The sequence below is a fragment of the Novosphingobium decolorationis genome (genome assembly GCF_018417475.1).
Lineage (GTDB): Bacteria > Pseudomonadota > Alphaproteobacteria > Sphingomonadales > Sphingomonadaceae > Novosphingobium > Novosphingobium decolorationis.
The window spans coordinates 191,200-204,957 of the sequence record NZ_CP054856.1 but is presented as its reverse complement, the minus strand read 5'-3'; the positions used below and the strand labels follow the sequence as shown (position 1 = coordinate 204,957).

Below are 13,758 nucleotides of genomic sequence, written 5' to 3'. Positions count from 1 at the left end.
TGCGCGGCGCGCGACGCGGCGTGCGGATTTGGCGCAATCAGACCCTTTACATTGCGCGCAGCAGTGCCCATAGGCTTGGGCATGACTCGTCGTCTTGGCCTTCTCCTGCGACTTACGCGCCCTTGGGCGTGAGCTTGCGTGCTGCCCTGACAGCGCGCACGGCGCTCAAGGGGACCTGAGAAAGACGCGCGCAGGCCCCAAGGTCCGCGCCGCGCAAGGCCAGCAAGACACATTCCGAACGAGACACACCCATGACAATGCTGAAAGACCCCTCGGTCAAGTACCGCCCCTTCCCGCAGATCGACCTGCCCAACCGCCAGTGGCCGTCGCAGACGATCACCAAGGCGCCGCGCTGGCTCTCCACGGACCTGCGCGACGGCAACCAGGCCCTCATCGATCCGATGGGCGCGGAGAAGAAGACCCGCTTCTTCGACCTGCTCGTCAAGGTCGGCCTGAAGGAGATCGAGGTCGGCTTCCCCAGCGCGGGTGCGACCGAGTTCAATTTCATCCGCGGTCTCGTCGATTCGGGCCGCATCCCCGAGGACGTGCTGGTCCAGGTCTTGACCCAGTCGCGCCAGGACCTGATCGAAAAGTCGTTCGAAAGCCTCGCGGGCGTCCATGAAGCGATCGTCCACGTCTACAACGCGGTCTCGCCGCTGTGGCGCAATGTGGTCTTCAACATGGACCGCAAGGACGTGCGCGGCATTGCCGTCAACGGCGCGAAGATCATCCGCGACCAGATCGCCAAGTACCCTGAGACCAAGTGGAACGTGGAGTACAGCCCCGAGACCTTCTCGACGGCCGAACTCGATTTCTCGATCGAGTGCTGCGAGGCGGTGATGGAGGTTCTCCAGCCCACCCCTGAGAACCCGATCATCCTCAATCTGCCGGCCACGGTCGAGGCGGCAACGCCCAACATCTACGCTGACCAGATCGAGTACTTCTGCAACAACCTGCCCAACCGGGAAAGCGCGGTCATCTCGCTGCACACCCACAACGACCGGGGCACCGGCGTGGCCGCGGCGGAACTGGGCCTGATGGCGGGCGCGGACCGTGTCGAGGGCTGCCTGTTCGGCAACGGCGAGCGCACCGGCAACTGCTGCCTGGTGACGGTTGCGATGAACATGTACACGCAAGGCGTCAGCCCCGAGCTGGACTTCTCGAACATCGACGAGGTGATCCAGACGGTCGAGTACTGCAACCAGCTCAAGGTCCCCGAACGTCACCCCTACGGCGGCGAGCTGGTCTTCACCGCGTTCTCGGGCTCGCACCAGGACGCGATCAAGAAGGGCTTCGCAGCCAAGGAATCGCGCAACGACGAAATCTGGGCCGTGCCCTACCTGCCGATCGATCCCGCCGACCTGGGCCGCGACTACGAGGCCGTCATCCGCGTCAACTCGCAGTCGGGCAAGGGCGGCTTTGCCTGGGTCATCGAGCAGGACCAGGGCCTCAAGCTGCCCAAGCGGATGCAGGCGCACTTCTCCAAGCACGTGCAGAACCTGGCCGACGAACTGGGTCGCGAGCTGCAGGCGGGCGACATCTGGGACGTGTTCCGCACGGCCTACCGCCTCGATGCGCCGCAGCGTTTCCAGCTCATCGACTGGGACGAGGCGCGCGGCAGCGACGGCACCCGCGTCTTTGCGGGCAAGATCGGCGTCGACGGTCAGGAACAGTCGGTCTCGGGCCGTGGCAAGGGCCTGATCTCCTCGATCGTGGCGACGCTCGATGAGGGCTTCGGCGTAAAGCTCGACGTGCGCGACTACGCCGAGCATTCGATGGGCAAGGATTCCAACGCCCGCGCCGCCGCTTACGTGGAATGCGTAACGCCCGAGGGCCAGGTCATCTGGGGTGTGGGCATCGACGAGGACGTGGCGACCGCCAGCGTGCGCGCGGTGCTGAGCGCGGCCAACGCCGTCGGCGCCTGATCGCTCCGCCATCCCTATCGCAGAAAGGCCGGGAGAGCAGGCGCTCTTCCGGCCTTTCTCGTAGGCCGCGCCCGCGATTTTTCCTTCCCTATACGTAAAGCAATCTCGACAGTCCGCTCCCGCCCGCCTATCCTCGTGGGCAAAGCATATGTTCTGGAAGAGAGATTGCCCGTGACTGGACCCGACAGCGGCGCTGCAGCGCGCCTTCGCGCCAAGCTGCGCCTGCCCGTGATTGCCGCCCCGATGTTTCTCGTCTCCGGCCCCGAGCTGGTGATCGCACAGGTCCGTTCCGGCATCGTCGGCAGTTTTCCCTCGCTCAACGCCCGGCCCGTCAGCCAACTCGACGAGTGGCTTCATCAGATTACCGAGGAAACTGCGGGGTGCGAGGCTCCCTTCGCGGTCAACATGATCGTCCACAAGTCGAACGCGCGGCTGGAGGAGGACCTCGCCGTCCTCGAGAAGTGGAAGGTGCCGCTCGTCATTACCTCGCTCGGCGCCAATGCCGAACTGAACCAGGCCGTCCATGGCTGGGGCGGGTTGGTCCTGCACGACGTGATCGACGACCGATTTGCCCGAAAGGCCGTGGACAAGGGCGCGGACGGCCTCATTGCGGTCGCGGCAGGCGCTGGCGGACATGCGGGGCGCCTCTCCCCCTTTGCTCTGGTCCAGGAGATCCGCAGCTGGTTCGACGGCCCGCTTGCCCTGTCCGGCTCGATTGCCAATGGTCCGGCCATCCTGGCCGCCCAGGCCCTGGGCGCCGACTTCGCCTATATCGGCACACCCTGGATCGCGACCGAGGAAGCCCGGGCCGTTCAGGGCTACAAGGACGCCATCGTGGCGGGCTCCGCCTCCGACATCGTCTATTCGAACCTCTTCACAGGCGTTCACGGCAACTACCTGCGCCCCTCGATCGTGGCGGCCGGGCTCGACCCCGACAACCTGCCCGAAGGGGACCGAAACCAGATGAACTTCGGCTCAGGGGGGAATACCGCGGCCAAGGCCTGGAAGGACATCTGGGGCGCCGGGCAAGGGATCGGTGCCGTCGAGGCCGTGGAAAGCGTCGCTGCGCGCACCGAGCGCCTCGAACGCGAATATCAGGAGGCCCTGGCCCGCCTGCGGGCTCGCACCGGCATGGCCTGAACCGCAGGCTCGGCGGTTTCCGGAAGCACGGCAGGGACAGGCGTTGCCGCCCAGAGGGATTCGGCCACTTCATCAAGCTCGGAGAAGTCGCGCGTGGCCGGGTCATAGCGGTTCAGCAGTGGACGCGTATCGAGCAGGAAGCGTCGCAAGGCACGCTGCAAGAGCGCGAGGCGCATCTGCGCCTGACGGGCCGCCTGTGCGGGATCGCGGCTGCGCTGACGGGCCCAGTCCGCCTCGATCTGCCCCACCCGCAACGTGACGAGCTCGCTGTAACGCCGATGCGGCCCTCGGTGGAGCGGCAGCCCAAGCCGCAGCGCCGCCACTTCGCGGCAGGGCAGCAGCAGGCCGTTCTCGCGAAAGTCCTCGAAGCGGGCATGATCATCACCGATTTCGCGAAACATGCGCTCAAAGCTGGTGCGGGCCAGCAACTGGCGCGGCAGGAGATGATGACGCTGGAGGGCGGGATCGTATCCCGGCGCGTTCTGGCGGTTGACCGATCGGAACGCGAGGAATTGACGCCTGCCACCCTCCCGCAGGGTCATTCAGAGCGCCACGCCCAGATCTTGCGCCCCTGCCCGGCCGGTTCGAGGACGAGCTGCTCGCCGCCAATGGAGACGTCCACCTCGCCTGGAGGCACGCCGTTTGCGACAAGGTAATCGACCAGCCGCACCGCCAGCTTGATATCCGCCACGGGATCGCCCTTGGGCCCGGCTTCAAGCTGCATTTCCGCGCCGGTAAAGAAGGCCAGTCCCTCGCTCGCCACGCTGCCATCGGGCGCACGCGCCAGCGAGGTCAGCCCCAACGCCGGAAAAGCTCCGCCCGCCAGCCAGTTGAGAACGAGGCGGGCAAAATAGGCCGGCTCCATCGCGCTGCGGGCCGGAGGCCAGAGGACTTCCCGAAGCGGCAGATGCAGCGCCAGGTTTGCCGCCAGCCCGGCCATGGTGCGAATGACCGGTGCCAGCCCCGCTCCGGCCGCGATGTGGCCCGCGGGCCCCAGGATCACGGCTTCGCCCGGCGTGGTCGGCGCGTCCTTGCCCGCCGGAGCAAAACCATATCTCTGGGAAGTGGCTGGCAGCGGTCCGGCCTCGGCGGGAGCAAGCCCGCGCAAGTCGAACGTCAGGCCGCTTGCGAGGATTTCCACCCAGCCTTCCTCGGCCGGGGGCTCATGGCTCAGGCGCGCGACAAGCCCGTCGTTGCCCCCCTCTTCGACAATGCGGCGTATGGTGGCAAGATCCGGACGCGTTCCGGGCGCAAAGACGAGCGCGAAGGCCTCGTCCGCGACGGGCCAGGCCCTGGTTGAAACGCTCGCTTCCACCGCTCTTGCCGTCCTCCCGGGCCCCCGAACCGGATTGGCGCAAGGCCGACCCTCGCTGTCCAATAGGCCACAACTGGCCCCCGTTCGTCGAGTCTCTTGCGCACCTTCGTCTCAGGACGGGTCAGAAGACACCCATGGCAAGCCCGGTGGCAAGCGCCTCGCCCATCTCCCGGCATGCCGCGAGCGAGGCCTGCGGCACCGTCTTGGGCGCCAGGATTTCCTCGGGCGTCTGCGCCCCCAGGTTGACGATCATCCCCTCGGCCACACGCTTCAGCCGCCAACCCGTGGCGATGCGCTCGATCTGGGCCTGCGCCCCATGTCCGTCCGAACCCGCCGCGATCACCGTCGCATAGCCCCGCCCCTCGATCCGGCCGAGCACCGGGTAATAGGCCTGGTCGAACATCTCCTTCATCTCGCCCGTCATGCTGGCCAGGTTCTCCGGGCAGACGAAGACGTAGGCCCCGGCCTCCACGATATCCTCCGTCGTCACGTCCCGGGCCCGGATACGGCGCACAGCGGCGCCATCTCCGGCGCGCAGCGCCCCCTCTTCCAGCGCCTGCGACAGCGCGCGGGCCGCCCCTGTCCGGCTGTGCCAGATGATCGCCAGATGGCTCATTTCGGGGTCTACTCCTCATGCCCGGGTGTTGGCGGCGTGAACGCTCTTTACCGTTGCCACGCGGTACGTGTAACCGCAGCGCCATGGCTTCGCGACCTTCAACCGTTTTCGGCATCGAGCGCTCCCTCACCGGCAAGTCCTGGCTCTGGCGTGGGGGAAACATGGACATCTCGCAAGGGTTCGGAAGCCCCGGTGGGCTGGAGGACGACATCGTCACCCAGCTCCTCCTCTCGCGCGGAGTCGATCGCAGCGACCTCGACCGCCATCGCAATCCTTCGCTGCGCGCATTCCTGCCCGACCCCTCCGAGTTCCAGGACATGGACGTGGCCGCTTCGCGCCTGGCCGATGCGGTCCAGAAGCGCGAGGCGATCACCGTCTACGGTGACTACGACGTCGATGGCGCAACCAGCGCGGCGCTGCTGATCCTGCTGCTGCGCCGCCTGGGTATCGAGGCGCGCTACTACATCCCCGACCGCCTGCTCGAAGGCTACGGCCCTTCGGGTGAGGCGCTGGTGCGCCTGGGCAAGGAGGGCTCCGATCTCGTCGTCACTGTCGACTGCGGCGCGATGGCCCACGAGGCGCTGGCGATGGCGAAGGACGCCGGGCTCGACGTCGTCGTGGTCGACCACCACAAGTGCTCGCCCGAGCTTCCCAGAACGGTCGCGCTGGTCAATCCCAACCGCCTCGACGAAAGCGACCTTGCCGCCTCACACGGCAATCTTGCGGCCGTGGGCGTTGCCTTCCTCCTGGCCATTGCCACCGTGCGCACATTGCGTGCGCGCGGCTACTTCCAGGAGAGGCGCGAGCCCGATCTCTTCGCCCTGCTCGATCTCGTCGCGCTGGGCACGGTGGCGGATGTCGCCTCGCTTCACGGCCTCAACCGCGCGCTTGTCGCCCAAGGGCTCAAGGTCATGGCGAGGCGCGAGCATATCGGCATGTCCGCGCTGATCGATGCGAGCCGCCTCAGCCGCGCGCCCACCTGCTCGGACCTCGGCTTTGCACTGGGGCCGCGCATCAACGCCGGCGGGCGCGTGGGCGAATCGACGCTGGGCGTGCGCCTTCTCACCACCACCGACCCGCACGAGGCCGAGCAGATCGCCGCCCAGCTCTCGCACCTCAACGACGAGCGCCGCGCGATCGAGCAGGCCGTGCAGGAAGCGGCCGAGGAACAGCTGGCCCGCCAGGACAACCGCTCGGTTCTCGTCCTCGCCGGCGCAGGCTGGCACCCCGGCGTCATCGGCATCGTCGCCGGGCGCATCAAGGAGAAGACCGGAAAGCCTGCCCTTGTCATCGCGCTTGAGGCTGACGAAGCGGGCAACGGCAAGGGATCGGGCCGCTCGATCGCGGGCGTGGACCTGGGCGCGGCGATCATCGCCGCGCGCGAGGCCGGTCTGCTGGTGGCGGGCGGCGGCCACGCGATGGCCTGCGGCCTGACCATTGCGCCGGACAAGCTGGAGGCCCTGTCCGACTGGCTCGACGACCGGTTGGCCGGAGACGTCGCCCGCGCCAGCGCCAGCCAGTCGATTCGCCTCGACCTGGCGCTCTCACCGGGCGGGCTTACGCCCGATCTTGTCGAAACGCTCGACGGCGCAGGCCCTTACGGCATGGGTTGGCCGGGCCCGCGCGTGGCCGTGGGGCCCGTGCGCGTGTTCAAGGCGGACGTTGTCGGCAAGGACCATGTGCGCCTGATCGTGGGCGGTCAGGATGGTGGGCGCTTCAAGGCCATGGCCTTCCGCGCGGCCGAGACGGACATGGGCCAGGCCCTCCTCCACGGCAGCGAGGGACGCCGTCTGTGGCTCGCCGGACGGACCAAGATCGACGATTGGGGCCCCCGTCCCCAGGCCGAACTCCACATCGAAGACGCCGCCTTTGCCGACTGACTTTGCAGAATTTTTGCAGGAATTTCATTTTTCGCCAACGATAGGGGTTGACCGTTCATGGCCCCCCCGCTAGAGGCGCGGTCCTGCCACCGGCGCAGCACGGTTTGGCCCCTTCGTCTAGCGGTCTAGGACGCGGCCCTTTCACGGCTGAAACACGGGTTCGAGTCCCGTAGGGGTCACCATTTCGGTGCTGTGCCTGGCAGGTTTTAAAATGGCTTAACGGCCCCTTCGTCTAGCGGTCTAGGACGCGGCCCTCTCACGGCTGAAACACGGGTTCGAGTCCCGTAGGGGTCACCAAGCTTTTTTGAAACGCCTTACATGGCCTTCGTGGCCCCTTCGTCTAGCGGTCTAGGACGCGGCCCTTTCACGGCTGAAACACGGGTTCGAGTCCCGTAGGGGTCACCACTTCTTCTCCCGGCCACAGCGCCGGTTCGGGTGCGATAAAGCCCCCCTCCCCCTCACATTCTGAACCTCGTCCTAGCGGCATGCCGTAGCGCCCATCGTGCGCCGCGCCTGGTCCAGATGCAGGTGGTTGGCGTGCGCGGCGTTGTAGTCGGGCGAAAGCACGGTCGCAAAGGCCCCGCAGGCCGCATCGCGCACCGCGTGGAGAAACGCCGCCTTGCCCCCCGTCTCTTCGTCCCAGTCATCGAGCACGGTGACGCGCGTGCCATCCTCCAGGACGAAGCCCGCAATGTCGATGGCGTTGCCGGTGGCGTGCTCGCTCCAGTTTCCTTCCTCGCCACCGCCGATCCGGCGGCAGTTGTAGGTTCCCATGTGCTCGATCCGGGCGACACCCTGCCCCAGATGCGCGCGCGCCGCCGGTTCGATGCCATGGCGCAGCCAGCGCGCAAAGGCGGCATCCACCGCGCAGGTCGTCTGCGCCGTAGAGGGACGTAGCCCAAACCCCAAGGCGGAGACCGAGGCCAGTTGCTGGCGATCCTCACGCCGACAGGCACCGTCGCCGGTAGCGGGCAGAATTTCAGGGACGATGGCGCTGCGCTCCAGAAAGGCGGCACATGTCCTGGGATCGTCACGCAGGGCCGCGAGCTTGAGCCCGGTCGCCCAGCCCTCGGGCTGGTCGAGGGTCAGCGGCGCGCGCGGATCGTGCTCGGGGTGATCGGCAAGCCAGGTCAGCCCGGCCGCCACAAGGCACACCAGCGCCAGGAGAACGAGGGCAATCCGGTCGAGAGGCAGGCGGCCAAGAAACGAGGACATGGCCCTTACAAGCCTTGTCGCGCCGCTTTGCTCCCGCCCGGCGTGTCCTGCAGATGGCGCTCTCAGTCGCTCAGCATGGCCACGACGAACCAGGACAGGCCGGTTGCGGCCAGGAACAGGGGCCAGGACCAGAAAAAGGTATGGCCGTCGATCGACGCGCGCTCGAGCAGGAGCACGCCGCCGCGCATGCCCTGCGAGCCCAGGATACCCGCCACGACCCAGGTCAGCAGCCCGGCCGGAAAGAACGCCTTGATCAGCGCCACGTCGCAATCTCCTCCTTCAATTCCCCGGCTAGACATGCGCCCAAGTGGTTAACGTCGTGCGAATACATAACGCACGATAGCGAAATTCAATGAAAGTCGCGTGACTTGGGGATCACGCGGACATCGCGCGGGTGGCTGCGATGGTAGCCGCAATCGCGGTTGCCCGGCCCCGGCGCGCGCCAGGGCTCGACCGGCGCGAAGGCCTCCCCCGATCCGTCGCCTCGGGCACCGGCCCTGTCCATCTGCTCGGCGCGGCTCGGCAGCGGGTTGGTCACATGATCGGCGCGCGCCGGAGAGGCGGGCAGAAGGTCCTCGGACAAGCGGTGCAGGTCCTGCGTCGCGTCGGTAAGGTGCGCGGCGATGACGTGGATCACCTCGTCGTCGTATTCCACCCGCCCGCGCACTTCCATGACGCGCGCGCCCATGATGACGCGGCGCTGCTTCTCCATGAGATCGGGCCAGACCACGATATTGGCCACGCCCGTCTCGTCCTCCAGCGTGATGAAGCACACGCCCTTGGCGCTCCCCGGACGCTGGCGGATGAGGACCACGCCCGCGACCTTGACCATCGCGCGGAACTTGCGCGCGCGCAGGTCCGCGCAGCGCACGAAGCCGCGTTCGGCCAAGGATGCCCTCAGGAAGGCCATGGGATGCGCTTTCAGGCTCAGGCGCTGGGTCTGGTAGTCGGCGACCACTTCCTCGCTGAGAGGCATGCCTGGAAGGCGTGTGGGCGATATCTCGGCCCCCTCGTCCCGGGCCGCCGCCGCCGCGAAGAGCGGAAGGTCGGGCGCGGCAATCAGGCTGCGCGCCTCCCACAGGGCCTGGCGGCGCGGCAGGGACAGCGAGGAGAAGGCATCGGCCGAGGCCAGCTTCTCGACCAGGGGTGGCCCCAGATGCGCCCGCTCGCGCAGGGCCGCAACGTCGGCGAAGGCCCCGCCAGCGGTCCGCGCGGCCACCAGCTTGGCCGCGGCGTGTTCGGGAAAACCGTCGATCTGCCGCAGGCCCAGCCGCAGCGCCACACACCCACCGTCCCTGGGAGAACCCTCCAGCGTGCAGTCCCAGTGCGAGTGGTTCACATCCACGGCACGCACCTCCACCCCGTGCTCGCGTGCGTCGCGCACGATCTGCGCGGGCGCGTAGAAGCCCATGGGCTGCGAATTGAGGAGCGCGGCAGCAAAGGCCGCCGGGAAATGGCATTTCAGCCAGCTCGACACGTAGACAAGGTGCGCAAAGCTTGCCGCGTGGCTTTCGGGAAAACCATACTCGCCAAAGCCCTTGATCTGGTTGAAGCAGCGCTCGGCGAAATCGGGATCGTAGCCGCGCGCGACCATGCGCCCGACCATCATGTCCTCCAGTTCGTGGACCATCCCGCGCGAGCGGAAGGTCGCCATGGCCTTGCGCAGCCGGTTGGCCTCGGCGCTGGAGAACTTCGCGGCATCGAGCGCGATCTTCATCGCCTGCTCCTGGAAGATCGGAACCCCCAGCGTGCGCGCGAGAATACTGGTCAACTCGTCTGGGGGACCATGCGCGGGCGCAGGCGCGGGGATCGCCACCGCCTCCTCGCCGCGCCGCCGCTTGAGGTAGGGGTGGACCATGTCGCCCTGGATGGGGCCGGGGCGCACGATGGCGACCTGGATGACAAGGTCGTAGAACTCGCGCGGGCGCAGGCGCGGGAGCATGTTCATCTGCGCGCGGCTCTCCACCTGGAACACCCCCAGCGAGTCTCCCTTGCGCAGCATCGCATAAGTCTCCGGGTCCTCGCGCGGGACCGTGGCCAGCGTCAGGTCGCGGCCATGGTGCGCCCCCAGCAGGTCCAGGCACTTGCGGATGCAGGTGAGCATGCCAAGCGCCAGGACATCGACCTTGAGAATGCCCAGCGCGTCGATGTCATCCTTGTCCCACTCGATGAAGGAGCGGTCCGCCATGGCCCCGTTGCCAATCGGGACGGTCTCGCTCAACGCCCCCTGGGTGAGAATGAAACCGCCCACGTGCTGCGACAAATGACGCGGCATACCAATCATTTGCTCGGTCAACTTGAGAACACGCCGCAAGTGTGGATCGGAGAGGTCCATGCCCGTCTCGTTGACGTGTTTCTCGCCGATTTCCTTGCCGTAGCCGCCCCATACCGTGCGGGCGAGCGCGCTCGTCACATCCTCGGTCAGGCCCATCGCCTTGCCCACCTCGCGGATCGCCATGCGCGGACGGTAGTGGATGACGGTGGCGCACAACCCCGCGCGGTGGCGGCCGTAGCGCCGGTAGATATACTGGATCACCTCCTCGCGCCGCTCGTGCTCGAAGTCGACGTCGATGTCGGGCGGCTCCTTGCGCTCCTCGGAAATGAAGCGGTCGAAGAGCAGCGCGTGCTTGGCCGGATCGACCGCGGTGATCTCGAGACAATAGCAGACGGCCGAATTGGCCGCCGAGCCGCGCCCCTGGCACAGGATCGGCGGCTCCTGCCCGCGTGCGAAGTCGACGATGTCCTTGATCGTCAGGAAATAGCGCGCCAGCCCCATCTTGCCGATCAGCGCCAGTTCGCGGTGCAGCGTGGCGTCCACCGCCTCGGGCGTACCTTCGGGGTAGCGCCGCGCCGCGCCCTCCCAGGTCAGGAGTTCAAGCTGCGCCTGCGGATCGCGCCCACCGGGGCAGATCTCCTCGGGGTACTCGTACTGCAGTTCCTCCAGGCTGAAGGTGCAGGCATCGGCGAGATCACGCGCGGCATGGATCGCGTGGGGCCAGCGCGCAAAGAGCCGCTCCATCTCGGCCGGGGACTTCAGGTGCCGCTCGCCATTGGGCTCCAGCGCCAGACCGGCGCGCGCCACGGTGGTCCTGTGGCGGATCGCGGTCATCACGTCGTGGAGCGGACGGCGCTCGGGCGCGTGATACAGCACGTCATTGGTGGCGAGCAGCGAAAGCCCAGCTCCGCGTGCCAGCGCATCCAGCTGGGCAATGCGCGCCACGTCATCGCCGACATGGAGATAGCACGCGGCAATGTGGCCAAGCCCGGGGAGGTGGGCGGCAAGGTCGGGCAGCAGCTTGTCCAGCGTCCCTGTGCGTTCAAGCAACGCCGGGGCCTGCGCGCCCTCCCCTCCAAGGGCAACCACGTTGCTTTCGACGGCAATCGTGAAACGCTCTTCCAAGTCACGCGGCGGCACCAGCACGAGGTGGACACCCTCCCCCCGTGCAGCCAGCATCGCCAGCGAAATCTCGCACACGCCCTTGTCCTGCCATTCGCCCTCCAGCGTCCCCATGCGCCCGGCTGAAATCAGCGCGCAAAGCCGCCCATAGGCCGCGCGGTCCTGCGGATAGGCAAGGAAGGTCAGCCCCTCGACGGTCTCGATCCGGCACCCGATGACCGGGCGCAGCTTGAGCGCGCGGGCCTCGGCGTGGATACGCACGACGCCCGCCATCGAGTTCACGTCGGCAATGCCGATGGCATCGTAGCCCAGCTCATACGCGGTCTCGACCAGGCTCACCGCGTCCGAGGCCCCGCGCAGGAACGAGAAGCAGCTCACCAGACCCAGCTCCACGAAGGAACTGCGCGCAGGCGGCTCCACGCTGTCGGGATCGACAGTCACACGGCGGCGATCAGGGGTCAGCGGAGCTTCGGGCATGGCAAACGAACGCAATCACGGAAGGAACAAATGTTCCTTATATGTTCTCATTCGGCCCTGCGCCAGCCCGGAGCCTAGGAATACGTGGCGATCGTCGCGGCCATCTCGTCGAAGCGCACCCAGGCGGCCACCGCCAGCGCCGCTGTCAGCAGGCAGGTCACGCAAATGGCCAGGCTTCCGCGCGAAAGTGGGTTTGGACGCAAGGGAAGCAAGGTCATCACCGCCACGCCCAGCGGCAGCGCCACAGCGCCCGGCATATCCGGCCCCACCCCCTGCATCAGCAGGAAGCCCAGCGTCAGGCTGTATCCCAGGCTCACGGCGGCCACCACGCCGTCCACCACCAACGCAAGGCCAGCAGGAACGAAACGCCGCAGCCCGGCGGCAAGGCCCGTCAGCATGAGCGGGATCGTCAGCGGATAGGCCGCCACCGGCGCGAGCGCCTGTGCCGCGCATCCCAGCAGCAGGATCGGCACCATCGCCCCGACGTCGCCGCTTACGCCCCGGGGCTTGCGGCCGAACGTCGCCACAGCCAGCGCCACGGCGGCCAAGGCGACCATGGCCTGAAGGCGGGGGATCGCGGCCAGCCTGTCATAGTAGTTCGCCCCCTCGCCCGAGACCGAGAGCATGTTGAGGCCCGTAAAGACCAGCGCGGATCCGACCAGCAGCACCAGCATCCGCACCAGACCGCCCAGTGCCGCACGCCCCTCAGCACGCCCCGCAAGCGCCAGCCCGCCGCCCGCCACGGCAAGGGCCAGCATGAGCCAGCCCCACACCGGCGCATAGTCGAGCACGAAGAGGCCAAAGACGTCGAAGAAGACCCGGCCGGGCGCAGGCTGGGGCAAAGGCTCTGCACCCAGCAGCGCCCGCGTCAGGCCCAGTGTCTGCTCGCCCATCTGCTGGAGCGCGCCCCGGTCCAGATTGGCTGGTGTCGCCTGGGGCGAATGGTAGAGTTCGGGCCGCCCGATGAAGGCGAAGTTCCAGGCCGCGTAATCGCGCTCAAGCGCAACGGTAAGATCGGTGTCGTTGGGCAGGAAGGCATAGATGAACGTGGACAGCGAATCCCCGCCCGGATGCGGTGCCGCCTTCGCCCAGAGACGCGCCACTTCGCCGTTGTCCCGCGAGGTCTGGAACATGCGGGCCACACCCCCGCCGCCCCGCGCCTCAAGGTTGATGATCGCACCGATCCGCTCGGCCTCGGGCGCAGCTTCAAAGAACATCCTGGCTCCGCGAAGCCCGGCCTCTTCACCATCGGTCAGGAGAACGTAAAGACTGCGCGCTGGAGCAGGCCCTGCCTTCAGGGCCCGCACGGTTTCAAGGATCGTGGCTACCCCGGCTCCATCATCGGCTGCGCCGGGCGAGCCTTCCACGCTGTCGTAATGCGCCATCAAGGCCACCCCGGGCAGCGAGGGATCGCGCCCGGGAAGCTGCGCGATGACGTTGACGAGCGGGATGTCCGCTCTCTCCAGTCCCGCCCTCGCGTTGAGGTGCTGGCGGCCCGGATCGTCGAACGCGCCTGCCTGTTCACGCACCACCAGCCCCTGTTCGCGCAGCTGCGCGCTCAGCCAGGCACGCACCTGCGCAATTTCGGCGGATCCGCTGGGGTGCGGTCTCCGGGCAATCCGCTTAACATGGACCATGGCCCTTTCGGCCGAGAACGCCTCGGCCGGAGTATCCTGCCCGCGCGGGAACGGAGGCGTAGTCCCCACGATCGCCAGGACCAGAGCGCACAGGACTGCGCAGCATAACACCAGAACCTGCTTCAACGGCGCACTCCCCTCAAGTGCGCCGTTTGT

General features: G+C 67.5%; 10 protein-coding genes and 3 tRNA genes. 6 read left to right on the top strand and 7 right to left on the bottom strand.

Going from position 1 to position 13,758, the window contains the following annotated elements:
* Positions 1 to 251 precede the first annotated feature (251 nt).
* On the top strand, positions 252 to 1,925 hold the full coding sequence (gene leuA, locus HT578_RS01000) for a 2-isopropylmalate synthase (RefSeq protein WP_213501603.1): 1,674 nt from the start codon (positions 252 to 254) through the stop codon (positions 1,923 to 1,925).
* A gap of 243 nt (positions 1,926 to 2,168) precedes the next feature.
* Entirely contained in the window at positions 2,169 to 3,065 is an 897-nt protein-coding gene (locus tag HT578_RS00995; protein WP_213503909.1) for an NAD(P)H-dependent flavin oxidoreductase, read from the top strand.
* Here the strand turns inward: HT578_RS00995 and HT578_RS00990 are convergent.
* From HT578_RS00990 to HT578_RS00980, 3 genes are all read right to left on the bottom strand, one after another.
* Positions 3,020 to 3,607: an AHH domain-containing protein gene (locus HT578_RS00990; protein ID WP_084592253.1), complete on the bottom strand. Its 588-nt coding sequence runs from the start codon at positions 3,605 to 3,607 to the stop codon at positions 3,020 to 3,022. The two genes, HT578_RS00995 and HT578_RS00990, sit on opposite strands and share 46 nt — an antisense overlap.
* A complete protein-coding gene (locus HT578_RS00985) occupies positions 3,604 to 4,380 on the bottom strand; it encodes a hypothetical protein (protein WP_213501601.1) in 777 nt (258 codons plus the stop codon). The genes HT578_RS00990 and HT578_RS00985 overlap by 4 nt, the downstream gene beginning before the upstream one ends.
* Before the next feature lie 121 nt (positions 4,381 to 4,501).
* A complete protein-coding gene (locus tag HT578_RS00980; protein WP_213501599.1) occupies positions 4,502 to 4,996 on the bottom strand; it encodes a flavodoxin family protein in 495 nt (164 codons plus the stop codon).
* Positions 4,997 to 5,079: 83 nt separating this feature from the next.
* Between HT578_RS00980 and recJ the strand changes: the two genes are divergently transcribed.
* The 4 genes from recJ to HT578_RS00960 all read left to right on the top strand — a co-directional run bounded on the left by recJ (position 5,080) and on the right by HT578_RS00960 (position 7,281).
* On the top strand, positions 5,080 to 6,876 hold the full coding sequence (gene recJ / locus HT578_RS00975) for a single-stranded-DNA-specific exonuclease RecJ (protein WP_213501597.1): 1,797 nt from the start codon (positions 5,080 to 5,082) through the stop codon (positions 6,874 to 6,876).
* Positions 6,877 to 6,982: 106 nt separating this feature from the next.
* Positions 6,983 to 7,058: transfer RNA gene (locus tag HT578_RS00970), tRNA-Glu, on the top strand.
* Between the two features lie 39 nt (positions 7,059 to 7,097).
* Positions 7,098 to 7,173: transfer RNA gene (locus HT578_RS00965), tRNA-Glu, on the top strand.
* Positions 7,174 to 7,205: 32 nt separating this feature from the next.
* Positions 7,206 to 7,281 (top strand) — tRNA-Glu (locus HT578_RS00960).
* Between the two features lie 72 nt (positions 7,282 to 7,353).
* Here HT578_RS00960 and HT578_RS00955 read toward each other — a convergent pair.
* The 4 genes from HT578_RS00955 to HT578_RS00940 all read right to left on the bottom strand — a co-directional run bounded on the left by HT578_RS00955 (position 7,354) and on the right by HT578_RS00940 (position 13,728).
* A complete protein-coding gene (locus HT578_RS00955; RefSeq protein WP_213501595.1) occupies positions 7,354 to 8,091 on the bottom strand; it encodes an extensin-like domain-containing protein in 738 nt (245 codons plus the stop codon).
* A 62-nt stretch (positions 8,092 to 8,153) separates the two neighbouring features.
* On the bottom strand, positions 8,154 to 8,354 hold the full coding sequence (locus tag HT578_RS00950) for a hypothetical protein (RefSeq protein ID WP_039393932.1): 201 nt from the start codon (positions 8,352 to 8,354) through the stop codon (positions 8,154 to 8,156).
* A gap of 86 nt (positions 8,355 to 8,440) precedes the next feature.
* Entirely contained in the window at positions 8,441 to 11,965 is a 3,525-nt protein-coding gene (locus HT578_RS00945; RefSeq protein WP_213501593.1) for an error-prone DNA polymerase, read from the bottom strand.
* A 74-nt stretch (positions 11,966 to 12,039) separates the two neighbouring features.
* Positions 12,040 to 13,728: a M20/M25/M40 family metallo-hydrolase gene (locus HT578_RS00940; protein ID WP_239026422.1), complete on the bottom strand. Its 1,689-nt coding sequence runs from the start codon at positions 13,726 to 13,728 to the stop codon at positions 12,040 to 12,042.
* Positions 13,729 to 13,758 lie beyond the last annotated feature (30 nt).

Coding starts and splice junctions, on each gene's coding strand:
- leuA (WP_213501603.1), top strand. CDS start 252: ATGACAATGCTGAAAGACCCCTCGGTCAAGTACCGCCCCTTCCCGCAG.
- HT578_RS00995 (WP_213503909.1), top strand. CDS start 2,169: ATGTTTCTCGTCTCCGGCCCCGAGCTGGTGATCGCACAGGTCCGTTCC.
- HT578_RS00990 (WP_084592253.1), bottom strand. CDS start 3,607: ATGACCCTGCGGGAGGGTGGCAGGCGTCAATTCCTCGCGTTCCGATCG.
- HT578_RS00980 (WP_213501599.1), bottom strand. CDS start 4,996: ATGAGCCATCTGGCGATCATCTGGCACAGCCGGACAGGGGCGGCCCGC.
- recJ (WP_213501597.1), top strand. CDS start 5,080: ATGGCTTCGCGACCTTCAACCGTTTTCGGCATCGAGCGCTCCCTCACC.
- HT578_RS00955 (WP_213501595.1), bottom strand. CDS start 8,091: ATGTCCTCGTTTCTTGGCCGCCTGCCTCTCGACCGGATTGCCCTCGTT.
- HT578_RS00945 (WP_213501593.1), bottom strand. CDS start 11,965: ATGCCCGAAGCTCCGCTGACCCCTGATCGCCGCCGTGTGACTGTCGAT.